This window comes from Archangium sp., from assembly GCF_045802675.1.
Classification (GTDB): Bacteria; Myxococcota; Myxococcia; order Myxococcales; family Myxococcaceae; genus Archangium.
In genome coordinates, this window is the sequence record NZ_JBJMQO010000019.1 from 18,434 (window position 1) to 43,479 (window position 25,046).

The 25,046-nt window shown below is 69.4% G+C and carries 18 protein-coding genes and 2 tRNA genes; 7 read left to right on the forward strand and 13 right to left on the reverse strand.

What is annotated here, in order from left to right; genetic code table 11:
- From ACJ8AN_RS04350 to ACJ8AN_RS04365, 4 genes are all read right to left on the reverse strand, one after another.
- Positions 1–1,911 (reverse strand): methylmalonyl-CoA mutase, encoded by a 1,911-nt coding sequence (locus ACJ8AN_RS04350; protein WP_407753943.1) that lies wholly within the window; start codon positions 1,909–1,911, stop codon positions 1–3.
- A gap of 67 nt (positions 1,912–1,978) precedes the next feature.
- A complete protein-coding gene (locus ACJ8AN_RS04355) occupies positions 1,979–3,175 on the reverse strand; it encodes an aminotransferase class I/II-fold pyridoxal phosphate-dependent enzyme (RefSeq protein WP_407753944.1) in 1,197 nt (398 codons plus the stop codon).
- A 16-nt stretch (positions 3,176–3,191) separates the two neighbouring features.
- Complete coding sequence (locus ACJ8AN_RS04360) at positions 3,192–4,139, reverse strand: phosphatase PAP2 family protein (protein ID WP_407753945.1); 948 nt, start codon at positions 4,137–4,139, stop codon at positions 3,192–3,194.
- The gene (locus ACJ8AN_RS04365) at positions 4,136–6,622 is read right to left on the reverse strand and encodes an efflux RND transporter permease subunit (protein WP_407753946.1); all 2,487 of its coding nucleotides are present in this window, start codon (positions 6,620–6,622) and stop codon (positions 4,136–4,138) included. Before ACJ8AN_RS04365 ends, ACJ8AN_RS04360 begins: the two co-directional genes overlap by 4 nt.
- 440 nt (positions 6,623–7,062) lie before the next feature.
- Between ACJ8AN_RS04365 and ACJ8AN_RS04370 the strand changes: the two genes are divergently transcribed.
- Together ACJ8AN_RS04370 and ACJ8AN_RS04375 are read left to right on the forward strand one after the other, a co-directional pair.
- Entirely contained in the window at positions 7,063–8,604 is a 1,542-nt protein-coding gene (locus ACJ8AN_RS04370; protein WP_407753947.1) for an aminotransferase class I/II-fold pyridoxal phosphate-dependent enzyme, read from the forward strand.
- Positions 8,605–8,625: 21 nt separating this feature from the next.
- Entirely contained in the window at positions 8,626–9,807 is a 1,182-nt protein-coding gene (locus tag ACJ8AN_RS04375; protein ID WP_407753948.1) for an N-acetyltransferase, read from the forward strand.
- Positions 9,808–9,898: 91 nt separating this feature from the next.
- Here the strand turns inward: ACJ8AN_RS04375 and ACJ8AN_RS04380 are convergent, their stop codons facing one another.
- Positions 9,899–10,459 carry a phospholipid-binding protein MlaC gene (locus ACJ8AN_RS04380; protein WP_407753949.1) on the reverse strand — a complete coding sequence of 187 codons (561 nt, stop codon included), beginning with the start codon at positions 10,457–10,459 and terminating at the stop codon, positions 9,899–9,901.
- Between the two features lie 66 nt (positions 10,460–10,525).
- Positions 10,526–12,118 (reverse strand): TolC family protein, encoded by a 1,593-nt coding sequence (locus ACJ8AN_RS04385; protein ID WP_407753950.1) that lies wholly within the window; start codon positions 12,116–12,118, stop codon positions 10,526–10,528.
- Positions 12,119–12,332: 214 nt separating this feature from the next.
- Between ACJ8AN_RS04385 and ACJ8AN_RS04390 the strand changes: the two genes are divergently transcribed.
- Both ACJ8AN_RS04390 and ACJ8AN_RS04395 read left to right on the forward strand, forming a co-directional pair.
- Entirely contained in the window at positions 12,333–13,256 is a 924-nt protein-coding gene (locus ACJ8AN_RS04390) for a class I fructose-bisphosphate aldolase (protein WP_407753951.1), read from the forward strand.
- A gap of 423 nt (positions 13,257–13,679) precedes the next feature.
- Positions 13,680–14,714, forward strand: coding sequence for a polyprenyl synthetase family protein (locus ACJ8AN_RS04395; protein ID WP_407753952.1), 1,035 nt, complete (start codon positions 13,680–13,682; stop codon positions 14,712–14,714).
- A gap of 242 nt (positions 14,715–14,956) precedes the next feature.
- Here ACJ8AN_RS04395 and ACJ8AN_RS04400 read toward each other — a convergent pair.
- The 5 genes from ACJ8AN_RS04400 to ACJ8AN_RS04420 all read right to left on the reverse strand — a co-directional run bounded on the left by ACJ8AN_RS04400 (position 14,957) and on the right by ACJ8AN_RS04420 (position 17,768).
- Positions 14,957–15,029: transfer RNA gene (locus tag ACJ8AN_RS04400), tRNA-Ala, on the reverse strand.
- 54 nt (positions 15,030–15,083) lie between these two features.
- Positions 15,084–15,482, reverse strand: coding sequence for a hypothetical protein (locus tag ACJ8AN_RS04405; RefSeq protein WP_407753953.1), 399 nt, complete (start codon positions 15,480–15,482; stop codon positions 15,084–15,086).
- A gap of 61 nt (positions 15,483–15,543) precedes the next feature.
- Positions 15,544–16,926: an RsmB/NOP family class I SAM-dependent RNA methyltransferase gene (locus tag ACJ8AN_RS04410; RefSeq protein WP_407753954.1), complete on the reverse strand. Its 1,383-nt coding sequence runs from the start codon at positions 16,924–16,926 to the stop codon at positions 15,544–15,546.
- A gap of 24 nt (positions 16,927–16,950) precedes the next feature.
- On the reverse strand, positions 16,951–17,604 hold the full coding sequence (locus ACJ8AN_RS04415; protein ID WP_407753955.1) for a response regulator: 654 nt from the start codon (positions 17,602–17,604) through the stop codon (positions 16,951–16,953).
- Positions 17,605–17,682: 78 nt separating this feature from the next.
- Positions 17,683–17,768: transfer RNA gene (locus ACJ8AN_RS04420), tRNA-Leu, on the reverse strand.
- 93 nt (positions 17,769–17,861) lie between these two features.
- Between ACJ8AN_RS04420 and ACJ8AN_RS04425 the strand changes: the two genes are divergently transcribed.
- The 3 genes from ACJ8AN_RS04425 (at position 17,862) to ACJ8AN_RS04435 (ending at position 21,711) form a co-directional block, all read left to right on the forward strand.
- Positions 17,862–18,611 carry a tetratricopeptide repeat protein gene (locus tag ACJ8AN_RS04425; RefSeq protein WP_407753956.1) on the forward strand — a complete coding sequence of 250 codons (750 nt, stop codon included), beginning with the start codon at positions 17,862–17,864 and terminating at the stop codon, positions 18,609–18,611.
- A gap of 362 nt (positions 18,612–18,973) precedes the next feature.
- On the forward strand, positions 18,974–19,939 hold the full coding sequence (locus tag ACJ8AN_RS04430; RefSeq protein ID WP_407753957.1) for a diguanylate cyclase: 966 nt from the start codon (positions 18,974–18,976) through the stop codon (positions 19,937–19,939).
- Positions 19,940–19,977: 38 nt separating this feature from the next.
- On the forward strand, positions 19,978–21,711 hold the full coding sequence (locus ACJ8AN_RS04435; protein WP_407753958.1) for a two-component system response regulator: 1,734 nt from the start codon (positions 19,978–19,980) through the stop codon (positions 21,709–21,711).
- Position 21,712: 1 nt separating this feature from the next.
- Here the strand turns inward: ACJ8AN_RS04435 and ACJ8AN_RS04440 are convergent, their stop codons facing one another.
- Positions 21,713–23,956, reverse strand: a complete 2,244-nt coding sequence (locus ACJ8AN_RS04440; RefSeq protein ID WP_407753959.1) for an ATP-binding protein — start codon at positions 23,954–23,956, stop codon at positions 21,713–21,715.
- 131 nt (positions 23,957–24,087) lie between these two features.
- Entirely contained in the window at positions 24,088–24,993 is a 906-nt protein-coding gene (gene miaA, locus ACJ8AN_RS04445) for a tRNA (adenosine(37)-N6)-dimethylallyltransferase MiaA (RefSeq protein ID WP_407753960.1), read from the reverse strand.
- Positions 24,994–25,046: the final 53 nt, after the last annotated feature.

The window sequence follows — 25,046 nt, forward strand, 5'->3', positions numbered from 1 at the left end:
CTAGAACAGGCCGCCCTCGCGGTACGCGCCCCAGACCTTGCGGAACACGTCGCAGATTTCTCCCAGCGTGGCGTAGGCCTTCACGGCCTCGAGCACCGGCGGCATCATGTTGGCCGTGCCGCGCGCCGCCGCCTCCACCTTGGCCAGCGCCGCGTCCACCGCCGCCTGGTTGCGCTCCGCCCTCACCTGCTGCACCCGGGCGATCTGCGCCTCCTGCACCTTCTCGTCGATGTGCAGCAGCTCGATGGGCGCGTCCCGGTCCGACTTGAACGCGTTCAGGCCGACGATGAGCCGGTCACCCTGCTCCACCTCGCGCTGGTAGCGGTAGGCGCTCTCGCCGATCTCCTTCTGCGGGTACTGCTCCTCGACGGCGCGGATGATGCCGCCCATCTCGTCGATGCGGCGGATGTACTCGAGCGCCCGCTTCTCCATCTCGTCGGTGAGGTACTCGACGTAGTAGCTGCCGGCGAGCGGATCCACCACGCGGTCCACACCGGACTCGTGGGCGATGAGCTGCTGGGTGCGCAGCGCGATCGTCACCGACTCCTCGGTGGGCAGCGCGTACGTCTCATCCAGCGAGTTGGTGTGCAGCGACTGGGTGCCGCCGAGCACCGCGGCGAAGGCCTGCAGCGCGGTGCGCACCACGTTGTTGTAGGGCTGCTGGGCGGTGAGCGACACGCCGGCCGTCTGCGCGTGCGTCTTGAGCTGCATGGAGCGCGGGTTCTTCGCGCCGAAGCGGTCGCGCATCACGTGCGCCCAGATGCGGCGGGCGGCGCGGAACTTGGCGACCTCCTCGAAGAAGTCGTTGTGCACGTCCCAGAAGAACGACAGGCCCGGGGCCACGTCGTCCACGTCCAGGCCGCGCTTGACGCACTCCTCGACGTAGCCGATGCCGTCGGCGAGCGTGAAGGCCAGTTCCTGCACCGCCGTCGCTCCGGCCTCGCGGATGTGGTAGCCGCTGACGGACACCGGGTACCACTTGGGCATGTGCTTCGTGCAGAACTCGATCATGTCCGTCACGATCCGCACCGCGGGCCGGGGACCGACGATCCACTCCTTCTGCGCGATGTACTCCTTGAGCATGTCGTTCTGGATGGTGCCCGCGAGCCTGGCCATCGGAACGCCCTGCTTCTCACCCACCGCGATGTACATGCACAGCGCGACGATGGCGCTGGCATTGATGGTCATCGAGGTGGTGACCTTGTCGAGTTGAATCCCGTCGAAGAGGATTTCGAAGTCGCGCAGCGAGGAGACGCTCACGCCCTCCTTGCCCACCTCGCCGCGGCTCATGGAGTGGTCGCAGTCGTAGCCCATGAGCGCGGGCATGTCGAAGGCCGTGGACAGGCCCGTCATGCCGTGGCTGATGAGGTACTTGAAGCGCTTGTTGGTGTCCTCGGGCGTGCCGAAGCCGGCGAACTGGCGCATCGTCCAGAGGCGGCCGCGGTACATGGTCGGCTGGGGGCCGCGGGTGAACGGGAACTGGCCCGGCAGGCCGAGGCGATCCGGGGACTCGGTCTTGCGGTCCGCGAGCGTGACCAGGTCCGGGATGGGGATGCCCGAGTCGGTGACGAACGTCTTGCGGCGCAGCGGCATCTTCTGCGTCACCGCGGCCACGTCCGTCCGGGCCCACTTCTCGGCGGCCTTGCCCACCGCCTTCACCGCGTTCGCGTCGTAGGAGCGCACCACGACGTTCTTCTTGGCCGGGGCCGCGGCCTTCACGGCCTTCACGGCCGCGGACTTCACGGCCTTGGTGGCGGCCTTCACGGCCTTCTTCGCCGCCTTGGCGGGCTTGCTGGCCTTCGACACCTTGTTCGACGCCTGGGTGGAGGACCGGCCGGCCTTCTTGGCGGACTGGTTCGTACGAGGAGCGGAGAGCCTCTTGGACTCGGTCGGGGTACGAGAGGAGGGCATGGTTGGCGCGGGGATGTAGCACCCGGGTGGGGGGGTCGCAAGCCGCCCGGCACCCGGAGGCCAGACGTCAGCGTCCCCGAGCGAGCCCCACCTTCAACCGACGCACTGCTTCATCCAACACCGCCTCCGTTTTGCAGAAGGCGAAGCGTGCCATCCCCTGCCCCAGGGCCTTGTGCTCGGGACCATAGAAAACACTCGGAGGGATGGCCGCTACTCCCACTTCCGTCACCAGGTGGCGGCAGAAGGCCACGTCGTCCGCGAAGCCCCGCCCGGCGATGTCCGCCATGATGAAGTAGCTGCCCTCGGGCACGTGCGCCTTGAGTCCCGCCTCGGCGAGCCCCGTGAGCAGCCGCTCTCGCTTGGAGAGGTACAGGGCGCTCAGCTCCTGGAAGTACGCGTCCGGCAGCCGCAGCGCCGCCGCCATGGCCGCCTGCAGCGGCGAGGCCGTGGCGAACGTCACGAACTGGTGGGCGCGCTGCACCGCGTCACGCAAGGCCGGTGGAGCGATGATCCACCCGATCTTCCACCCGGTGAGGCTGAAGGACTTGCCGCCGCTGCTCACCGTCACCGTGCGGTCCGCCAGCGAGGGCACCGTGGCGGGGCGCACGTGGCGGGCCGGGCCGAAGACGATGTGCTCGTACACCTCGTCCGAGAGCACCTTCACCTCGTGCTCGGCGCACAGGGCGCCCAGGAACTCGAGCTCCTCGCGGGTGAACACCTTGCCGGTGGGGTTGTGGGGCGAGTTGAGGATGAGCAGCCGCGTCTTCGGGCCGAAGGCCGCTCGCACCTCGTCGCGATCGAACCACCACGCGGTGTGCGAGGCATCCGGCGGACGCAGCGGCACATAGCGCGCCCTGGCCCCGACGAAACCGATGTTGGCGTCGTACGAGTCGTAGAAGGGCTCGAAGGCCACCACCTCGTCGCCCGGGTCCACCAGGCCGAGCATCACGCAGAGGATGGCCTCGGTGGCACCGCTGGTGACAGTCACCATGGTGTCCGGATCAATCCCGGTGTGCCCGTGGAAGCGAGCGCCCTGCTCGGCGATGGCGACGCGCAAGTCTCTCAGGCCGGTGCTGGGGGCGTACTGGTTGACGCCGTCGGTGATGGCCTTGCGGGCGGCCTCCTTGACGGCCTCGGGGCCATCGAAGTCGGGGAAGCCCTGCCCCAGGTTCATCGCCCCGTGTTTCAGGGCGAGCGCGCTGAATTCGGAGAAGACGGTGGTACCGAGATGGGCCACGCGGCCCGCGAGGATTGGCCTGCTCATGCGTACGCTCCCTTGTTCAGGGGCGCACGATAGCGTCCATTCGCACCGGACGCGCCACTGCCTCGCGCCGGGCGGCCGCGCGGGTACACCCCAGGGCCAGCCCCATCACCACCATCACCAGGGGGACGGCGCACATCAGGTCCGTGGCGTAGTGGAAGCGGCCCACCAGGGTGGCGAGGATGAGGCCGATGCCCGGCAGGAGCATGACGCGGAAGAAGCGGCGCTCGAAGCGGAAGGCGTAGGAGAGCACCAGGAGCGCGCCGCCGGTATGGCCCGAGGGGAAGCAGTCCCGGGCGAAGGGCGGCATGCGCATCACCGAGTCCAGGTAGGACGTGGCCCACACGCCGCGCAGCGGCCCGGAGAACTCGTGGAAGAGGAAGTAGCGCGGGCCGATGGCGGGCACCAGCGCGTAGCACAGGTAGTTGAAGGCGAAGAAGAGGCTGAGCCCGAGCAGGTACTCGTCGAAGGCGTCGCGGCGGCCGGTGAAGTACAGCATGACGCCGAAGGCCAGCGGCCAGACGAAGTGGCCGTAGTAGCAGACCATCAGCACATCGGTGAGCCAGGGGGGCACCACGTGCCCGAGCACCACCGAGGCCTGGGCGCCGAGCATCCGCTGATCCATGGCGGCGAGCTGGGCGTCACGCAGCACCGGGGTGACGGCCGTCACCAGGGGGCTGAGCAGCTCATGGCTGAGGCTCAACACCGGCAGCAGCCAGAAGGAGGCCACGAAGGCCAACAGCCGCTGCCGGGGGAAGTAGGACTCGAGGGTGCGCAGGACCAGGGGCCCGAGCGCGAAGATGCCGAAGTGAACAGCGGACCTCGTGGAACCGGGAGCCCACCGCGCGGGCCCCAGCAGCGCCAGGGTGGCCAGTGAGCAGGAGACGACAATGACGATGTCGACTCCTCGCAGGTGTACGTCCCGGGCATCCGCGCGAGCGCGGGTGTACGAGGTCCATGGGTTCACGCCGATTTACGCTCCCCCGGCTCTGCTGCCGCCTGCTCGCCAGGCGCGCTGATCTCCAGGCTCTGCACCACAGCCCCCTCCTTCTTCCGGCCTTGCCACCGCTCCATCAACGCCAGCATGGCCGGAAAGAAGACGGTGGTGCCCAGGAAGGTGCACACGACGCCCAGAAGTGCAATCTGGCCGATCGATCGCAGCCCCGCGTGATGGGAGATCAACAGTGCGCCGTAGCCCGCCGCGTTGGACAGCGTGGCCACCACCGCCGCCAGGCCCGTGTGCCGCACGACATGGCCGAGCGAACCGGGGCCCTCTTCCTCATAGCGGTGGAAGAGGTGCACCGAGTTGTCCACGGCGATGGCGAGCAGGTTGGGGAGCACCACGGCGTTGATGAAGTTGAGCTTCACGTCGAAGAGGTACATCCCACCAGCCAGACAGAGCATGCCCAGGAACAGCGGGCCGGCCACCAGGCAGGCGCGCTTGAAGCTGCGCAGGCTGATGAGGATGGTCAGGAAGACCACGATCGCGGCGGACCAGAGGATGAAGGGGCCATCCGCGCGCACCATGGAGAAGATGCGGGCGGCGATCCGGTTGCTGTCCAACACCGCGAGGTCCACGCCCTTCGCCTTCGCGCCGTCGATGACCTCGTCGATCTGCGAGGCCCACGCGGCGAGCTCCCGGGTGTCGTGGTTGGACACCGAGGGGAAGAGCAGGAGGAACATGCCCTTGCCGTCGAGCGCCTCGAAGCGGCGGCGGACCTCGTTGGGCAGCTCGTCGGGCCCGTACGGCTGGGCCTCCAGCATCTTCGTCACGGTGGCCACGCGCGGGTCGTTCCGGGCGCTCTCGGGCAACTTGCTGAGCGTCTCGCGCAGCGCGGCGAGCTGCTCCTGGTGCGCCGGCACGTCCTGAGGGAGCAGATCATTGAGGGACGCGTACTGCTTGAAGGTGGAGTCCGCGCCGTGCTTCGCCTTCACCTCGGAGATGACCTGCTGCACCACCTGGGCCTGCTTCAGGTCGTCCACCAGGAGGATGGCCGGGTTGAGGGGCGTGCCGAGCTGCTCGATGATGTGGTCATCGAGCGCCACGGAGGGCGAGTCGCCCTTGAGCTTGCGCATGTTCGTCTCGAAGCCCACGCGCGGCGACACGTAGACCGAGTAGCCCGCGAAGCCGAGCACCGCCAGGAGGATGCCGACGATGACGGCCGTGGGCATGCGCCGGCCAGGCAGGCGCTGCGCCGTGCCGGCCGGGGCCTCGGGCGCATGGGCGGCGGCGGGCGTGCGGCCCGGGCGCAGGCGCTCGGCGAGCACGAGCAGCGCGGGGCCCATGCCGTAGGCCACCAGCACGGCGAGGATGACGCCCACGCCGGCCAGCAGACCGAACTGCTTGAAGGCCTCGAACTGGGCGAACATGAGCACGAAGAAGGCCGCCGCGTTCGTCAGCGCCGAGGTGAGGGCGCCGGCGAAGGTGCCACGCACGGCCTCGGATAGCGCCTCGGGGGCCGGGTGCTCGCGCCGCTCCTCCCAGTAGCGCATGGCCAGGTGGATGCCGTACTCCAGGCCCAGGCCGATGAGGATGGCCACCAGGAAGCCGGTGACGACGTTGAGGTGGCCGATGGCCAGCTCCGCGAAGGCGAACGTGAGCGACACGCCGAAGATGACGGGCACGCCCACCACCGCGAGCGCCCACAGCCGCCGCGTGGCGAGCAGGATGATGGCCACCGCCATCACCGCCGACAGGATGCCCGCGCGCGTGAGGTCGCGCCGCATCACCCCGTCCTCCTCGAGCCGCGCCTGGAAGGCACCCGCGTAGTCCAGCTTCACCCCGGGCCAGCCCTGGGCCACCTCGTCGGCGGTGTGCTTGACGTCGTCCACGAGCTTCTGCGCGAACACCAGATCGCCGGCGGTGCCGCCCGGCTTCACCATGAGGTACACCTCGGAGCCGTCGGCGCTGCCGAGGTACTCGCGCATGGGCGCGTCCGGGCTGTACTTCTTGACGATGCCCTCGAAGTCCAGCGGCGCGTCCTTCTCGTCGAGCAGGTCCACCGCGAGCGCCTGCTGCTTCTCGTAGCGCAGGCGGGCGTCCACGTCCTGGCGCAGCGCGCGCAGCTTCTCCGTGGGCAGCAGGAGCAGGCCGCGTTCCTGGAAGAAGCCCACGTTGAAGTGGTGCTCCACGTAGCGCACCTCGGGGAGCGTCTCGAGCTTCTTCGCGAGCACGTCCGAGAAGGCGCGCAGCTGCTCGGGCGCGGCGCCCTGGGCGCGCACCACGAGGTAGCCGTCGCCGCCGGCCTTCTTCGCCACGCGCGTCAGGTCCTTCACCTCGCGCGCCTCGCTGGGCAGCAGCTCCACGAAGGAGCCACGGAACTCCAGCCGTCCGGACAGCAGCGCGCCACCGAGCGCCAGGACCGTGAAGGCGAGGAGCACCCGCCACGGACGCGTCAGCGTTCCCCGGATGAAGGCCTCGAACCAACGACGACGCAGAGAATCAGCCAAGCTTGACCCCAGTCGAGTGGAGGCCCGCAGAAAGCAAACTTCCCGCCCCCTGTCACGGCCTCAACGAATCCGGGTGCAAACACCATCCGAGCAAGAAGCCTTCCTCGCGGGTGCGGAATCCACCGATGTGACGCCCGCCCAGGGCGCCCGCCGCCGAAACAGGACAGGCACGTCCCGGCTGTGCAGCCGGTTGCGCACTCGCCTGCCCGGGAACGGGAATATCCCTACGTGTCAACCCCCGCTAATCGCACGCTCCGCCCGGGCTCATGTGCTCTGGGAGAGTCGCCGCCTTGACACTCGGGGGGTGACTCAATAATGACGGCCACGCCTAGCCCCCCGAGGAGGACGCGCGCTGCGGTGCAGCAGCCTGGATGGAACACTGCAGGGAAGCGCGCCCCGGATTCGCGGATCCGGATCTCCCCCACAAGAGAAGACCGCCCATGAGTGACGTATTCGAGAAGTGCAGCAGCTGGAAGGACTACCGCATCGCCAAGGCGACGGGCCTCTACCCGTACTTCCGGGCCATCGAGGAGTCGTTCGGTGCCACCGAGGTCCAGATCGAGGGCCGCCGCATCATCATGGTGGGCTCCAACAACTACCTGGGCCTGAGCGCGGATGCCCGCGTGAAGGAGGCGGCGATCAAGGCGGTGGAGCGCTACGGCACCACGTGCTCCGGCTCGCGTCTGCTCAACGGCACCCTGGCGCTGCACGAGGAGCTGGAGCACCGGCTGGCGAAGTTCCTCAACCGCGAGTCCGCGCTCGTCATCTCCACCGGCTTCCAGACGAACCTGGCGCTCTCCTCCATCCTCGGCCGTCACGACATCGTCTTCGCGGACCGGCAGAACCACGCCTCGCTGGTGGACGGCATCCGCCTGTCCTTCGCCACCGAGCGCAAGTTCCGCCACAACGACCTGGAGCACCTCGAGCAGCTCTTGCAGCAGGCCGAGGAGAAGGAGCCCAAGGCGGGGAAGATCATCATCACCGACGGCGTGTTCTCGATGGAGGGCGACATCTGCGATCTGCCCCGCATCGTGGAGCTGGCCAAGAAGTACAACGCGCGCGTGATGACGGATGACGCCCACGCCATGGGCGTGCTGGGCGAGAAGGGCCGCGGCACCTCCGAGTACTTCGGGCTGGAGGCGGAGACGGACCTGGTCATGGGCACGTTCTCCAAGAGCTTCGCGTCGCTGGGCGGCGTGCTGGCGGGCCCCTCGGACGTCATCAACTACATGCGCCACAAGTCGCGCTCGGTCATCTTCTCCGCGTCCATGACGCCAGCCTCCGTGGCCTCGGCGCTCAAGGCGCTGGAGATCATCGAGGCCGAGCCGCAGCGGCGCGCGCGCCTGCTGGACATCGCGGAGAAGATGCACAACGGCTTCCGCGCCATGGGCTTCGACACGGGCGTGTCGGTGACGCCGGTGGTGCCGGTGCACATTGGCGATCAGGTGAAGTGCTTCCGCTTCTGGAAGGCGCTGCACGAGGCGGGCGTGTTCGCCAACCCCGTGGTGCCCCCCGCGGTGGAGCCGGGCCACGCGCTCATCCGCACCAGCTACATGGCCACGCACACGGACGAGCAGCTGGACCGGGTGCTCGACACCTTCGAGCAGATTGGCAAGAAGCTGGACATCATCCCCCAGACGCGGCCCTCCACGTACACCCCGGTGCAGATCGCCCGCCCGGGCACCTTCGTGCGCAACAACAGGGCGACGGAGAAGTGGGCCGCCGCGAGCAACGGGCACAACGGCCACAACGGCTTCTCGCTGGATCAGCTCTCGCGCATGTCGTCGCGCGAGGTGGCCGGCAAGCTGTTCGACGCGGTGGAGACGCTCACCTGGCGGGCGGCCAACCTGCAGCCCGAGGACATCCGCAAGCTGGGCCAGATGCCGATGAAGCTCTGGGAGAAGCGTGCGAACATCCCCGGCATGCTGCTGGAGAAGGGCGCCAATCTCTTCATCCGCAACGGTCGCGAGGACCACAACTAGGACACGAGGAGCACGCACGCCATGGCCGTCACCGCCGAGAAGCAGACCCCAGCCACATCGCTGCCGCCCCTGCCCGCCGACGTGGAGGTGACTCCCGTCCGGAGCTCGGCGGACCGCACGGCCTTCATCCGCCTCACCTATTCCCTCTACAAGGGCGACCCGAACTTCGTGCCGCACCTGGAGATGGAGCGCCGGGACTTCATGGACCCGAAGAAGCACCCCTTCTTCGAGTTCGGCGAGGTGGAGTTCTTCCTCGCCCGCCGGGGCAAGCAGGTGGTGGGACGGATCGCGGCGGTGAACAACCCCCGCTACAACGAGTTCCACGGCACCAACGTGGGCTTCTTCGGCCTCTTCGAGTGCGTGAATGACGCCGGCGTGGCCCGCGCGCTCTTCGACACCGCGGCCGCGTGGCTGCGCGCCAAGGGCTTCACCTCCGTCATCGGCCCGATGAGCTACTCCACCAACGGCGAGGTGGGTCTGCTCATCGAGGGGTTCGACACCCCGCCGGCCATCATGACGACGTACAACCCGCGCTATTACGCGGCGCTGATGGATGCCAACGGCTTCGCCAAGGCCAAGGATTTGTTCGCCTGGGAGCTGTCGGCCTCCACCCCGCCGCCGGAGAAGGTGGCGCGCATCGCGGAGAAGATCCGCCACCGCGAGGGCGTCACCGTGCGCCCGGTGAACCTCAAGGACTTCGACACCGAGGTGGCCCGGGTGAAGGCCATGTACAACGCGGCCTGGGAGAAGAACTGGGGCTTCGTCCCGATGACGGAGCACGAGTTCGACCACCTGGCGCGCGATCTCAAGCAGATGGTGAAGCCGGAGCTCGCGCTGGTGGCCGAGGTGAAGGGCGAGCCGGTGGGCTTCGCGCTCACCATCCCGGACGCCAACGAGGCCATCAAGGTCGCCAACGGCCGGCTCACCACCTTCGGCCTGCCCATCGGCCTGGCGAAGCTGCTGCTGGCCACGCGCCACATCCGCCGGTTGCGCCTGGTGCTGCTCGGCACCGTCGAGGGCTACCGGCGCCGCGGCCTGGACGCCATCCTCTACCTGGACACGCTCAACAAGGCGCGCGAGCTGGGCTACGAGGGCGGCGAAATCTCCTGGACGCTCGAGGACAACCACCTCGTCAACCGCGCCATCGAGTCCATGGGCGGCAAGCGCTCCAAGCTGTACCGCGTCTACGAGAGGCCGCTGTAACGGCTCCAACGAGAAGACCCCACCCCGCCCCTCCGGATGAGAGGGTCGGCCGTGGGGTCTTCGGCGTTCCGGGACGCGAGAGGCGGCGCGATTAGAGCGACTTCTCGATCTGCGCCCGCTTGGCCTTCAGGGTGGACAGCAGGCCGTCGAAGCCCTTGTCGGCGATCAGCTTGCGGAACTGGCCCTGGTAGGTCTCCAGGAGGGACACGTCATCGGTGATGACGTCGTAGATGCGCCACTCGCCCTTGCCGTCCGCGCGGTAGAGCTTGTACTCGACGGGGAACTTGTCCCGGTTCACGTTCACCGTGGTGTCCACGGTGGCCTCGTTGCCCTGGACGTCCTCCTTGCCGTACTGCACCTGGGTCTTGCCCTGGCCGAGCGCCTTCTGGGCGTAGGAGGCCCTCAGCAGGCCCTCCATGGTGCTGGAGAAATCCTTGCGCTGGGCGGCCGTCAGCTTGTCCCACTTGTCGCCGAGCGCGCGCTTGGACAGCTCACCAAAATCCACGAACTTCTCTACCACCTTCGAGAGCTGATCCGCGGTGGCGCCCCTGGCGGAGGCGACCTTCTGGACGTCGGTGTTACCCGACTTCACGACATCAAGGGGACCGGGCGCGGCGGTGAGCAGCACGGCGGCGAGCAGGGAAGCGAACATATCGGTGTGACTCCGAAGCGCTGAAAGTGAAGTTGGCAGAAATGACACTTCGCGGCGTGGTCTTATTCACGGTCCCTTGGGGGCGGTGCCGGTCACCCGTGCCAGCTCCGCCTGGGCGACCTGGAAGTCGTGCCAGCTCTGCGCCAGCTCGGCCGACGACTGGGCATACGCCGTGAAGGACTCGATGACATCCCGCGTGCCGGTGGTGCCCAGGTCGAAGGCGGCCATGGCGGCCGTGGCCCAGCGCCGGGCGTCCCGCGCCGCGTCGTGCAGGGCCTCGGCCCGGTGCTGCGCCGCCATGAGCTCGCCGTGCGTCTTCGTCACCTCCAGCCGGATGGCCGCCTGGAGCAGCCGCTGCTGCGCCTTGAGCTTGTCCAGCTCCGCCCGCGACTGCTCCAGCTCCGCCTGCTTCGTCGGGATGTCGAAGGTGTAGCGCGCCACCAGCCCCACGCCCACCTCGCGCTGGTTGTAGGGATCGTAGGCGAAGGGATCCCGCTGCGGCGTCGCGTTCGAGGTGTACCGGAGCGACAGGAAGCCCGCGAGCCCGAGGTCCGGATAGAACATGCGCTCGCGGATGAAGACCTCCTTCTCGCGCGCGATGAGGCCCGCGGCGATGCCGGCGAGCTCCGGCCGCTTCTGCTCGGCCGTGGCCAGGGCCTCCTCCAGCGTGGGGGCCTTCACCTCCCCTTCCGGCTCCAGCTCCATCTCCACCACCGCGACGGGCTCCCCGGCGGGGATGTTCGCCAGCAGCCGGATGGCGGCCAGCGCGAGCTGCTGGCCCTGCTCGGCCTGGGCCCGCCGTGCCTGGAGCTGCTTGCGGAAGAAGCCCAGCTTGTACAGGTCCATCTTCGAGACCTGCTCGGACTTCGCGTCCAGCATCTTCTGGAGCTGCCTGGCCGCGTCCTCCAGCCGCCCGGACGTCTCGTCGAGCTGCTTCAGCCCCGAGCGCGCCAGCTGGTAGCCGAAGAAGGCCTGTGCCGCCTGCGAGCCGGCCTCGTCCTCGGCGCGCTGCTGGAGCGCCTTGCCGATGATGGGCCCCTGCTCCGCCGCCTTCTCCAACGCCTGCAACTTCCCGAAGGTGTAGAGCGGCAGCACCGCGTTGGACTCGATGAAGGCCGTCACGCCCAGCCGGCCGAACTTCCAGTCTCCCTCCAGCGAGGCCTCCGTCGTCGGAGGACCGCCCAGGCCGTTGTTGTACGCCTCGGGCATCGGGCCGCCCGCGCCCACCAACGTCTCGAACTTGGGGAACCACGCCCACCGGGCCTGGTACAGCAGGGCCTCCAGCCGGCGCAATTCCGCTCGCGCCTCCTCCACCCGCGCGTCCTGCTTGCGCGCGCGCTGGACGAGCTGCTCCAGCGTGAGCGGCGTGCGCTTCGCCTCCCCAGCGGCCGAGGGCGGGCCCTCGTTGGGGACCGCCTCCTCCACCGCCTGGCCCACCTCGGGGGCCACGTTCGGAACGTTGGGAAGGTCCGCGCCTCCGGCGGGAGCCTGGGGCGTGGCCTGGGGAGCCGCCTGCGAGGCCGGGGCGGGCGTCGTGGCCGACCCGGGTGTTGGTACCGAGGGCGCGGGCGTCGGAGCCGGAGCGAGCTGCGCTCCCGCCCACGTCGCGGTGAGCACCCATCCCAGCCCCAGAGTACGTAGCGAATTTCTGCGGTTCACCACTCGCCTCTCCCAGAAGCCCCGAGCACCCGGGACGTTCGCAGCGGCGCAGCATCCACTTTCAGCAACCGTCCGTCATCGGGATCGTGCATTCCGTGTGTCGAGCGTTCGCGCCGCGACGAAGACGCGAATGATCTGTTGGTACAGGGCCGCCGCGTGGGCAGAATCCGCGGCGTCAAGTCAAGGGGCCTCCCGCCCCAATCCGAGGAGCCACATGGCGTATACCGACCGCGTCAAGCAGATCCTCTCGTGGTACCCGTCCGACACTCCGGGCACGCTCACCAACCTGGCCCGCCTGCTCAACACCGGCACGCTCGCCGGCACCGGCAAGATGGTGATCCTCCCGGTGGATCAGGGCTTCGAGCACGGCCCCGCGCGCTCCTTCGCGCCCAACGCCGCCGGGTACGATCCCGACTACCACATCAACCTCGCCATCGAGTCGGGCTGCAACGCCTACGCGGCCCCCCTGGGCTTCCTGGAGGCGGTGGCCGGCAAGTACCTGGGTGAGATTCCGCTGATCCTGAAGCTCAACAACTCGGACTCCCTGGGCAAGCCCGAGCACCCCATGTCCGCCGTCACCGGATCGGTGAAGGACGCGGTGCGTCTGGGCTGCTCGGCCATCGGGTACACCATCTACCCGGGCTCCGGGTACCGCAACGAGCAGTACGAGGCCCTGCGCGAGCTCATCTCCGAGGCCAAGTCCTACGGCCTGCCCACGGTGCTCTGGGCCTACCCGCGCGGGAGCCTCTCCAAGGAGGGAGAGCAGGCCATCGACGTCATCTCCTACGCGGCGCAGATCAGCGCGCAGCTGGGCGCCCACGTCATCAAGGTCAAGCCGCCCAAGGACTTCCTGGAGCAGCCCGAGGCCAAGAAGGTCTACGAGAAGTTCAACATCCCCACCAAGACGATGGCCGATCGCATTCGCGACGTGGTGAAATCCGCCTTCAACGGAAAGCGCATCGTCATCTTCTCCGGCGGCGAGTCCAAGAGCACCGAGGATCTGCTCGAGGAGATCCGTCAGATCGCCGCCGGTGGAGGCTTCGGCTCCATCATGGGCCGCAATGCCTTCCAGCGTCCGCACGACGAGTCGGTGAAGCTGCTCAAGGACGTGATGAACATCTTCAAGAGCGCCAAGTAGCCGTTCCGACGGGGAGTTTCCGGCGGCCGGTGTCCTTTGACCCGGCCGCCTTTTCATTGCCATTGAACAAGAACACCCCTGGGTCGAAAACGACAGATGGGTAGTGATTGACCCAAATGCTGTTTTTCCCTCTGTGGGCCTTCCATTCTCACTCAATGAGCAATATTTCTCCTCTCAAAAGCTATTTGCCCCTATAAAAATTTTCTGTTATCAAAACCGGGAGTAGAATGCCATGGGGCTTGCCCGACCCCCCAAGCCGCCCAGCCCCGGAGGTTCGCCATGCTGACATTGGTTGCCGCTGTGCAGGATACGATGCCGACGCGCGGAACCTCGGGTGGCAGCCATCAGGACATGAACGAGCGGAAGGCATCTCCACAACAGGGCGGGACCCCGCCGGCGGAGCAGCAGCCGTCCGGGTCACCCGTGAACTTCGCGTCCTGGGCGAAGACGGTGCAGTACCAGACGCAGGTGGTGCTGCATCAGATCCTCGAGCTCGAGGACGAGCGGCACCTGGATCCGGCGTGGAGCAAGGTGCTGGAGCAGGTGCGCAGCTACTCGCTGAGGCCCTCCAAGCGCATTCGTCCGGGACTGGTGCTGGTGGGTTACGCCCTGGGCCGGGGCGACACGCGGGCGCCGTCGGGGCTGTGGCGGTTCGCGGCGGCCACGGAGCTGCTGCACACGTTCATGCTGATCCACGACGACGTGGCGGATCAGGCGGACACGCGGCGCGGAGGCGCGGCGCTGCACAAGATGCTGGGCGAGGGGCGGCTGGGTGAGAACCTCGCGGTCGTGGTCGGAGATCACCTCTATGGGCGCTCGCTCGAGGTGATGCTGGGCTGCAACCTGCCGGACTCGGATGTAGCCACGCGCTACTTCCTCAAGGTGTGCCGCTACACCGCGGCCGGGCAGTACATGGACATCCGGCTGCCGCACCAGCCGCTGGCCGAGCTGTCCATCTACCACGCGCTGCGCGTGGCCTACCTGAAGACGGCGCTGTACGGCTTCACCGCGCCGCTGGTGTGCGGGGCGATGCTGGCCGGTGGCGCTCCGGAGCTCATCAACAAGCTGGAGCGCTTCGGCCGCTACGTGGGCACGGCCTACCAGCTGCGGGACGATCTGCTGGGCCTGTACGGACAGTCCTCCGTGGTGGGCAAGCCGACCGACTCGGACCTGGCGCAGGGCAAGCGCACCTTCCCGCTGCTGGTCGCCTACCTGCGCGCGACGCCCGAGGCCCGCCAGGAGCTCGAGACGCTCTGCATCCCCGGCCCCAAGGACGAGACGATGCTGCAGCGCGCCCGGGAGCTCGTGGAGGCCCACGAGGGCCGCGCCGCCACCGAGCGCCTCATCGAGCGCTCCACCAACGCCGCCGCGCGCGTCCTGGCCACCCTGCCCGAAGCCGGCGGCCTCAAGCAGATGCTGCGCGACCTGCTGCAGATGCTGATGATCCGCGAGGCCTGAGCCTCGAACGCCGTCCCGGGGCCCCCGCCCCACCCGTGCACTTCCAGGCGCTGGCGCCTCCCCCACGTGGTCCGTTGGCCGGATCCGGGGTGTGCGCCCGTCGTGCGTTTCCCGCCCCGCCATGCCGCATTCCCGTCGCGCTCGCTCCGGACCTGGCGCGTCCGCCGTGCGCTCGGGCCGTCAGCGCCCGCGGGGGAAAATGAAAAGGCCCGCCGGGGTATCCCGACGGGCCTTCTTCACTGTGGAGCTAATCGGGATCGAACCGATGACCTCTTGAATGCCATTCAAGCGCTCTCCCAGCTGAGCTATAGCCCCACAATGTCGCAACCACCTGGGAAGTGGTTGCTGTCCGTCGAAAGCGGCGCCCTTTTATAACTTCTTCGTGCGGGGCGCTACTCCTGAATGGCCCCCACCCGCGTTTTTTTGCTTCAGCCGCTGGGCCGCCTCCTCTCCTTCCTGGAGGAGATCGCCAATCTCCCGGGCCTGGGCCTCGGCCTTGTGCTGGGCCTGCTCGATGGCCTTGAGCAGGGGGGCGAACGTGGAGGAGAGCTCCAGCCGGCCCTTCTGCACCTGCTTGAAGACGGCCTCGCCCAGCTCGCGGAAGGCCCGCTCCTTCTCCGTCTGGATGAAGTCGCGCTGCGTCTTCGCCCGAGCCAGCTCGGCGTGCTTCTCCACCTGCTGGCGGAGCTGGGTCATCTGCGACTGGGCGGAATTGAAGGCCTCCTGGAGCTGACGGAAGGCCTCGGACTGCTTCGGGTCGGCTGCCACCGGGTGCAACCTCTCGGGAAAGAGGACCGCTTCCCTGCGTAGCGTGCACCCGGCGGACCTGTCAACCCTGCCCCGTCCCGTCCTTGCGCAGCCGGGCGGCGAAGAAGCCCCCGCCCGGTACCTTGGAGGGCAGCGCCCGGAGGAAGGGGCCGTCGCACAGCACCGCCGCCCGCTCGGGTCCAAACAGGGGCGCGAGCGGCTCCACGGTGAAACCCGGCACCCGGGCGAGGAAGTCCCGCACCACCGCGTCGTTCTCCTCGGGCAGCAGCGAGCACGTGGCGTACACCAGCAGCGCTCCGGGCTTCACCTGTCCGGCCAGCTCCTCGAGCAGCCCCAACTGGGTGTCGTGGAACTCCTCCACCGACTTCAGGCTGAGCTTCCACTTCTGATCCGGCTCGCGCGCCAGCGAGCCCGTCCCGCTGCACGGCGCGTCCACCAGCACCACGTCCGCCTGCTGAAGCGGCAAGGGATGAGGGAAGGAGACATGGCGCAGGGACAGCTCCCGCGCCCGCTCACGCGCCTGGGCCAGCCGCCTCCGGGAACGGTCTCCCGCGAGCACCTTCCCCGCCTTCCCCACCTCGTCCGCCAGCCCGAGCGTCTTGCCCCCCGCCCCCGCGCACACGTCCGCCACCGTCTTCCCCGACAGCGAGCCCTCCAGCGGACGGCAGGCCTCGACAATGAGCTGGCTGCCCACGTCCTGCACCTGCAGCCGGCCCTCCTTCATCACCCGCGTCTCGAAGACCCGGTGGCTGGCCTCGGCGATGCGCACCGCGTCCGGCGCCACGTCCACCGCCTCCGCCACCACGCCCTCCTCGGCCAGCCGCGCCAGCACCTCGGCCCGCGTGCCCGAGGGCCGCGCCCGGAAGTGCAGCGACGGCTCCTCGTCCAGCGCCGCCAGAATCGCCTCCAGCACCGGCGCCGGGTGCAGCTCCGCCAGCCGCAGCACCAGCCAGTTGGGGAACGAGTAGCGCGTCGCCAGGCGCTCCGGCACGGACTCCGGCACCGGCGGCTCCGGCAGCGGCGACTCCGCCACCCGGGCCAGCAGATCATCCTTGATGGTGCGCGGCCGCACCGGACCGGGCAGCTTCACCTCGGGGCCGATGCGCGCCCAGTTCGCGCCACAGAAGAGCCGGCGCCACAGCACGTAGCGCACCAGCATCTGATCCTCCAGCAGACCAATCTTGCTCGGAGGATGGCCCAGCGTCCGCGCCGCCAGGTCCAACAGCCGCTGGTGCCGCGAGAGCTCGCGCACCGCCAGGGCCGTGAAGCGCCGCTCCTGGCCGCCCAGCCCCTCCGCGTCCTTCAACGCATTGGCCAGCGCCGCCTTCAGGGGATCGCCCTTGAGCACCGACAGGTGCGCCTCGAGGGCCGCGGTCGCCGCGCGCCGCGAGGGACGCCCCAACCGCTCCGCGTCCAGGAATGTCTCAGGCCAGAGAGTGCTCACGCTCGAACGTTCTGCCGCGCCCCGCTACCCGCGGAGCGCCTGCGAGACGGCCAGACATCCCTCGTGGGTCCGCACCTCACGCGGTCCGGCCGCCAGAAAGAAGTATTGCTGCCCCACGCGCCGCTCGCCCTCCACCTCGAGCGAGCCCTCCACCACCATCACCCCCGTGCGCCCCCGGTGGACCGGCCGGGACAGGCTCACCCCGGGCTCCATCCGTATCCACAGGCGCCCATCCGGCTCCTCCAGCACCCGGACCCCCGCGCCCACCTCCGTCCAGGCCCCGTCCGGCGGCGCTCCCCCGGCAGCCGCCCGCGTCACCTCGTTCTTCAGCCCGATGAAGCGCTCCACCAGACCGAACACGTCCTCGATCAAGAAGGGCTTGGCGAGCACCGCGTCCGGCTCGTGGGGGCGCAGCACCCGCACCACCTCCTGGGCCGTGGACGCGCTGACGACGGCCACCGGCTGCAGCCGCTGACGCGCCGCTTCCAGGATGATGCGTCCCCCCTCCCCCTTCTCGCCAATGCGCAAATCCGTGAGGACCAGCGCGAAGAGCTCCTCGCGCAAGGCCGCCAGCGCCTGGGGCACACTGCCAGCCTCACGGACCTCGGCCTGCTCGGAGACCAGCTCCACCATCCCCTCGCGGAGACTGGTGTCATCCTCCACCAGCAGCACCTTCATGGGGACCTCCCGCCCGTCCGGAGTCTCACAGCGCGCCTGGGAGTGTCCCGTCCCATCGGGGTGGAGAACTCCCCGGATTGGCCCTCCCCGGACTCGAACCGGGACGCGGGGTCAGCCGCAGCGGATTTTGAGTCCGCCTCGTCTACCAATTTCGACAGAGGGCCCCTTGGGGTTGGAACAAGCAGACGTATACCGCGATGCCCGCCTGGACGCATCCGAAGATTGCGGTCCTCTACAACGATCGCTAAACGGGCGCCATGTACAACCTTCTCATCGCCCTGGGGGCGGGTCTCGTGGTGACCCTGCTGACCCGGTCCTTCGGCTTCAACCTCTGGCAGAGCCTCATCCCGGGCACCATCGTCTTCGTGGCGGCCTACCTCCTGCTCGCCCAGCGCATCGGTAAAAAGCTCCAGGCCCTCATGGGCTCCGTCCAGAAGGACCTCCAGGGGCAACCGACCAGCCAGCGCGAGGCCCAGGCGCGCGTCGAGCGGGCCATCAAGGTGCTCGAGAGCGGGCTCGTCTACGAGAAGTGGCAGTTCCTCGTGGCCCCGGAGCTCCACTCCCAGATTGGAATCTTGAAGTACATGTCCAAGGACCTGGACGGGGCGAAGGTGAACCTCGCCCAGGGCAGCCCGCGCAACTACCTGGCCAAGGCCATGGAGGGCGCCCTCTACTACCAGCGCAAGGACTTCCCCGCGATGAAGAAGTCCTTCGAGGCCGCCGTCACCGCCGGCAAGAAGGAGCCCCTCATGTGGGCCGTCTACGCCTGGTGTCTGGTGCAGAACAAGGAGAAGGACGAGGCCGTCAGGGTGCTCGCGCGCGGCGTGGAGGCCAACCCCTCCGACGAGAAGCTCAAGAACAGCCTGTCGGCGCTGCAGAACGACAAGCGGCTGAAGATGAAGCCGTATGAGCCCATGTGGTGGCAGTTCGGTCTGGAGACTCCTCCGCCCCAGATGCTCGGCGGGGGCGGCGGCGGCCGCCGCGTTCAGTTCAACCCGCGACGCTGATCCACCCCTCCCGGGAATTCCTACTGGCCGCATACCCGGGAACGCTGCAACTCTTGCCAAGTCGGGGGCGCCTCCTTCCGGGGTGGGTGCTGCAAGTCCCTGGAATCATTCTTCCCCTCGGGTGCGGTGAAGAGGGGCACGGCCCTTGCTGCAAAGGGTCGTCACATCAGCGGGCGAGCGAGCCCGTGAAGTGAAGAGACAGCGGACTTGGCAGCCGGGGGTCTCGGGTGAAGGGGGAGGCGGACGTGGGGTGCACTCCGTGGGCGGCGGCGGAGGAGGGGCGGAAGGGTTCACCCTCCGGGCGTGGCACCCGAGACTTTCGGCCTGCCATTAAGCGGCGGGCGCGGCACGTGGAGCGGACCATGGAACGGCACGACCGGTATGGAGATGGGGAGCGGGCCCTGATCCTGGTCGTGGAGGATGACGCGGGCACGCGCGACAGTCTGGTGGAGCTGTTGGCCGCCCGATTCGACGTGCTCGGTGCGAGCGACGGCCAGTCGGGCCTGGTGCTCGCCCGGGAGCGCCAGCCAGATCTGGTGCTGCTGGATCGCTTCCTCGACCACGAGGACGGGCTGGCGGTGCTCGAGTCGCTCCAGCACGACAAGGCGACCGAGTCGGTGCCCGTCATCTTCCTCACCGGAGACTCCGACGAGGCCACGCTGGAGAAGTGCCTGGAGATGGGCGCGGTGGACTTCGTCCACAAGCCGGCCAGCGCCCGCGAGCTGATGGCCCGCATCGACCGGGCCCTGCGCCAGAGCGAGCAGCAGCAGAAGCTCCAGGTGCTCGCCCAGACGGACGCGCTCACGGGCCTGGCCAACTTCCGCGCCCTGTCCGTACGGCTGGACGAGGAGTTCAAGCGCTCCAACCGCTACCAGTATCCGATGTCGGTGGTGGTCATCGACCTGGATCACCTCAAGGCCATCAACGATGGCATGGGGCACGACGTGGGCAACCGGGCGATCCTCGCCCTGGCCAGCCACCTGCGCACCAACCTGCGCGAGGTGGACTTCGCGGCGCGCTTCGGCGGGGACGAATTCGTCGCCCTGCTCCCACACCAGACGGCGGCCGAGGCGGCGGTGTTCGCCGAGCGGATCCGCGCCGGACTGCGCACCGTGAAGGTGACACGCAGCGACGGGCGGCCCGCCCCCTTCGGGCTGAGCGTGAGCGTGGGCATCGCCGACCACTCGACGGCCCACCCGAAGGAGAGCACCGAGTCGCTGCTGAGGGCCGCGGACGCGGCGCTCTACGAGGCCAAGCGCGAGGGGCGCGATCGGGTGGTGGTGTACGGGGCGACGGAGCTGCCGCCCCCCAAGGTTCAGCGGCACTGAAGCACAAAACCCCCATGGAAGGCGGAGCGAGGGCGAGGATGAACGGGAGCAGGCTGGCGAGCGGTTCGAGGGTTGCCATCATCGGGGGTGGGATCGCCGGAGCGGGGCTGGCCGCCTCGCTGCTCTTCAATGGCCGGGCCCGGGGGTGCGCGCTCGACGTGCGCGTCTACGAGAGCGGCGAGCCGGGCTCCATCGCCCCGCCGGCCATCCTCACGCCCGAGTGCCGCTCGCGCCTGGCCGCGCTCGGCTGCCGCGTGCCCCCCGAGTGGCGCGCGCACGAGCTGCGCGGCGTGGAGATCCTCTCCCACGGCAACCGCGAGGTGCTGCCCTGCTCGCCGGGCGGCCTGTGGGTGGTGGATGGGTGGCCCCAGGGCCAGGGAGGGCTCGCGCTGGTGCGCGAGGTGCTCGCCGGCGCGGCCACGTCCCAGGGCGCCCGCTTCGTGCAGCGGCGCGTGGACCGGGTGGAGAACCAGCCCTCGGCCCCGGACGCTCCCGCCGCGGTGCGCAAGAGCGGCCCGCTCGTGGTGCGAGCCCAGGGCAGCGGCGAGCGCTTCCACGCCGCCGTGCTGGCCACCGGCGCCGGTCCTTCTCTCGGGGAGGCCTTCTTCCCGGGCTTCAAGCCCGCGCCCACCGTGGCCGCCGTGCAGGCCCGCCTGCGCCACGCCTCGCCCCGGCTGTCCGTCACGCCGCTCGCGCGGCTGTGGCTCTCCCCGCTGCCCACCGTGGACGGGCTGCTGCTGCTGCCCGGCGCGCACTCGGTGTACGCGCTCGCCTTCGGGGCCTCGGTGACGCCCGCGGACCTGTGCCAGGCGCTGATGATGGCCGCCCGCGATGGGCTGGTGGAGGAAGGTTTCGAGCTCGCCGCGCTGGAGACGACGCGGCTTCCCTATGGGCCGGGCCGCACGATCGTGGCCCCCGGACAGCTCGCGGTGGGCGCGGCGGCGTTCGGCCACCCGCTCCAGCTGGGCCTGTCGGAGACGCTGGCCTCGTGCAGCCGCGCGGCCGTGGCACTGCTGGACGCCGGGCTCGAGGGCCCCGCCCTGGAGCGCCGGTATGTGCGCGAGGGCCTCGGTGAGCTGCTCGAGGACTCGGCCGCCGGGGCTCGCGCCGTCACCTGGTTGCGCCGCGCCGGCCGCCGCGCTCCCCAGGCCTTCCTCGCGGCCCGCAACCGGGGCTCCTCGGGCGGCATGGGCGGTGGCGGCGTGCTGGGGCTCTCCTCCCCCACTCCGCTGGCCCTGCTGTCCTCGGCCCGCTGGGCCGGCTTCCGAGAGACGATGGCCTCCTGGGTGCGCACCGCCGTGGAGCCCCTGCCCACGACGATCCCCACGCTCGAGCCGGACCTCTACTACATCGTGGATGACGATCCGGACGCGCGCGAGGCGATGACGCAGCTGCTGGAGTCCACGGGCGCCCGCGTGGTGGCCTTCGCCGACGAGCTGGCGCTGTTCTGCGCGGTGGCGCGCCGGCCTCCCACGGCCATCCTCCTGGACGTGGTGCTGCACTGGGTGGACGGCCTGCGGCTGTGCGAGGGCCTCAAGCAGCATCCGCTCACGCGCGACACGCGGGTGGTGGTGATGAGCGGGTTGAACCGGCCGCACGTGCGCCAGCGCGCGCTCGACGCCGGAGCCGAGGCCTTCCTGCCCAAGCCCGTGGAGCCCGAGCGGCTGCTGCGGCTGCTCATGGGCCACGTGCCCGCCAGCGCACCGGCGGCCCAGCCGCACCAGCCCGACGAGGCCGGCGTGTCCGACGAGTCGGGACGCTACGCCTCCTGAGTCAGACGGGCGGATGCGCCTCCGTGACTGAAGACGGACCGCGCTCCGTCTCCAGCGGCGGCTGGCGGGTCCTTGGCAGCTCGACGGTGAACGTGGAGCCCTTCCCCAGCTCACTCTCGAGCGTGATGTCGCCCCCGAGGGCCTTCGCGCTCTGGCGGGCGATCCACAACCCGAGCCCCAGCCCCCCGTAGTGCCGTGAATCGACCGCGCGCTCCAACCTCTCGAAGATCCGCTCGTGATCTTCCGGGGCGATGCCGATGCCCTGATCCCTCACCTGGAGGCGCACGCGTCCCGCCCGTGCCTCGAGCCGGACCGTCACGGGATTGCCGGCGCCGAACTTGAGCGCATTGGAGAGCAGGTTGCCGACGATGTGCTCGAGACGCAGGCGATCACTCTCTCCGGGGAGCGGGCCATCGCATTCCAGGCGGAGCTCCGAGCGCGCCTTCGCCGCGGCCTCCTCATGCTGCTCGAGCTGCTCCGCCACCACCTCCCGGAAATCGAGCAGCTCGTAGCGTGGCTCGAGCTTCCCCGAGGTGATCCGCGCGAGGTCCAGGAGCTGATCGCTCAATTCCTGGAAGCGCCTCATCTGGCGCAACGCGGTGGCGACCACGGGCCTGAGCCGGGCGGCCTCCACCTGGCCCCCGGAGGCACCGTCCAGCACCCGCTGCAGGTGTTGGATCTGCACCTTCATCGACGTGAGCGGGGTCTTCATCTCGTGGGCCGCGATCGATAGGAACTCGTCGCGCAGCCCGAGCGCCTTCTGGGCCTCCTGGAAGGCCCGCTCCGCCTCCTGCCGCGCCCGGCTCTCCTCGACGAGCAGGCGATCCCGTTCGGCCTCCGCCCGGCGACGGACCGTGATGTCGCGGAAGCTCCACACCCGCCCGACGATTTCCTCTCCCAGGCGCTGGGGCCGCGAGACGCGATGGAAGATGCGGCCGTCCGTGAGCGTGATCTCGTCCTCGCTCTCCAACTCGGGGTGCGCGTAGAGGTGCTCCACGCGGGAGACAAAGGCCTCGGGGTCCACCAGTTGCTCACGCACGACGGCCAACGCCCGCGCATCATCGCCACTCTCGAGGATGGACGGCGGGAGCCTCCACAGCTCGGCGAAGCGCTGATTCGTGGCGGTGATGCGGCCCCCGCGATCGACCACGAGCAGGCCATCGGCGGTGGACTCCAGCGAGGAGTGCAGCAGGGAGAGGAAGCGCGCGATCTCCCGGGTGCGCTCGGCCACACGCGCCTCGAGACTCTGGCGCTCCAGCTCCAGGGCTCGCTGCATCAGGTGACGATCCTCGAAGGCGGCGGCCAGCACGAGGATGAAGCCGTTGAACACCACCTGCCGCGCCTGGATCTGAATGAAGGTCCGTGCGAAATCCTCGCCATACCCCAACACACGCATGGAGGCGAGCGTCACGCCGGCAATCAGCAGATTGACGAGGACAGCGCCCTTAGCGCCGAAACGCAAGGTGCCCCAGACTATGATGGGGGTGATGGGGTACGCCAGCGCGAGGCCCGCCTCGCCAAACCGCCGCCGGAACTCGACGGAGACGAGGCCAGCGGCCAGAGCGAAGGCGAACGCCAGAGCCACTTCCCCGCGCGACCGGCGCGGCCGGCCTATCGGGCCCGCGGAGAGCGCCAGGATGGCGGGTGCCACGGTCAGCACCCCCGTCGCGTTGGCGTTGAACCAGATCCAGGTCTTGCGGAAGAACTCCGGTCCGAGCTCGGCCAGCCCTCCCGCCCAGAGCGCGGCATGGGTCGTGACGGCGACGAGCGCGGGATGGACAATGCCCCCCACCACCACGAAAGCGATGACGCCGCGCACGGAGTGGGGCCAACGTCTCGTCCTCACGAACCGGTCGATGAGCCGGACACCCGCCACGGTCGAGAGCGTGCGGGCCACGCTCGTGAGGGCCGCGGCGGTATACGCGCGAGCGGTGGATTCGTTGGCCCCCGTCTCGAGAACCCAGCGCCAGGAGCTGAACACACAGGAGCCGATCAGGGACCCGAGCAGGATGGCGGGCCATCGCGAGGTGCCTCGCAGGAGGAGCATCGCGAGGGCGAAGCCCCCCGCTGGCCAGATGGCGACCAACCGGCCTTCGGGCATGAGGAGCAACCCCAGCCATCCCAGCAGCACGTAACCGCCCGCGATCGCGAGGTACTCGACGAGGAGAAGCCCCGCCCGCCGGCCCGTCCATTCCGACGGCCGTGGATGCTGCTCTGGCGCTCGAGACCTCGCGTGCGCATCCATTTGCTTTGCTCCCCGAGCCAGCAAGGGCCAGGACCAAAGATAGACATGCCCGATGCCTCACCCGGCGCCGTGCGCCCACGGGAGCTTCGGCTCGCCGGGGAGGCGATCGGTAGGGCGCACCCTGTCCTTCTTCAGGCCGGCCCCCCGTCCTCGCCCGAGAGCGCGCCATACGGCGGCTCCATGAAGATGGCCCCCGCCTCCTTGCGGAACCACGTGAGCTGCCGCTTGGCGTAGTGGCGCGTCTCCCGCGCCGCCTGCGCGATGGCCTCCTCCACCGAGAGCTTCCCGTCCACCACCGCCTTCGCCTGCACGTACCCCACGCTTCGCATCGGCGCCGCTTCCGCGTAGCCCCGCGCCACGAGCTCGCGCACCTCGTCCACCAGCCCGCGCCGGAACATGGCCGCGGTGCGCGCGTCGATGCCCCGGTACATCTCCTCGCGCGGCGGCGAGAGCACGTACATCCGGAAGGGATACCGGTCCGCGGCGAACGCATGCTCCTTGCGGAACTCGGAGGCCGTCTTGCCCGTCTGCTCGTGGATCTCCAGCGCCCGGATGGTGCGCACCAGATCCCTCGGCGGCAGCTTCGCGGCCGTCTCCGGATCCACCTCGGCCAGCTTGCGGTGCACCGCTTCCCGGCCCTCGGCGGCCGCGAGCGCCTCCAGCTCCGCGCGCAGCTCGGGGTCCGCTCCCGGTGCCTCCACCAGGCCGTGCAGCAAGATGCGCAGGTACATGCCCGTCCCGCCCACCACGAACACCGGCTTGCCCCTCGCGGTGAGGTCCGCGATCGCCTCGTCGGCCCGGCGCTGGTACTCGGCGGCGGAGAAGGGCTCGAGCGGCTCCACCACCGAGATGAGGTGATGCGGCACGGCGGCGAGCTCCTCCGCCGAGGGCTTCGCCGTCCCGATGTCGAAGTACCGGTACACCTGCTGCGAGTCCGCGCTGACGATCTCCCCACCCCGCCTGCGGGCGAGCTCCACGGCGAGCGCTGTCTTTCCGGAGGCCGTCGGTCCGGCGATGACGGTGAGGAAGGGCTTCATCCGCGTAATATGCTTCAGGCGCGGGCCATCCGGGAGCGCCGCGGTTCTGGCCT

Bases quoted from the DNA above. Each gene is read 5' to 3' on its own strand.
- ACJ8AN_RS04415 (WP_407753955.1), bottom strand. From the start codon at position 17,604: ATGAAGGTGCTGCTGGTGGAGGATGACACCAGTCTCCGCGAGGGGATG.
- ACJ8AN_RS04430 (WP_407753957.1), top strand. From the start codon at position 18,974: ATGGAACGGCACGACCGGTATGGAGATGGGGAGCGGGCCCTGATCCTG.
- ACJ8AN_RS04435 (WP_407753958.1), top strand. From the start codon at position 19,978: ATGAACGGGAGCAGGCTGGCGAGCGGTTCGAGGGTTGCCATCATCGGG.
- ACJ8AN_RS04350 (WP_407753943.1), bottom strand. From the start codon at position 1,911: ATGCCCTCCTCTCGTACCCCGACCGAGTCCAAGAGGCTCTCCGCTCCT.
- ACJ8AN_RS04375 (WP_407753948.1), top strand. From the start codon at position 8,626: ATGGCCGTCACCGCCGAGAAGCAGACCCCAGCCACATCGCTGCCGCCC.
- ACJ8AN_RS04380 (WP_407753949.1), bottom strand. From the start codon at position 10,459: ATGTTCGCTTCCCTGCTCGCCGCCGTGCTGCTCACCGCCGCGCCCGGT.
- ACJ8AN_RS04425 (WP_407753956.1), top strand. From the start codon at position 17,862: ATGTACAACCTTCTCATCGCCCTGGGGGCGGGTCTCGTGGTGACCCTG.
- ACJ8AN_RS04440 (WP_407753959.1), bottom strand. From the start codon at position 23,956: ATGGATGCGCACGCGAGGTCTCGAGCGCCAGAGCAGCATCCACGGCCG.
- ACJ8AN_RS04355 (WP_407753944.1), bottom strand. From the start codon at position 3,175: ATGAGCAGGCCAATCCTCGCGGGCCGCGTGGCCCATCTCGGTACCACC.
- ACJ8AN_RS04370 (WP_407753947.1), top strand. From the start codon at position 7,063: ATGAGTGACGTATTCGAGAAGTGCAGCAGCTGGAAGGACTACCGCATC.
- ACJ8AN_RS04390 (WP_407753951.1), top strand. From the start codon at position 12,333: ATGGCGTATACCGACCGCGTCAAGCAGATCCTCTCGTGGTACCCGTCC.
- miaA (WP_407753960.1), bottom strand. From the start codon at position 24,993: ATGAAGCCCTTCCTCACCGTCATCGCCGGACCGACGGCCTCCGGAAAG.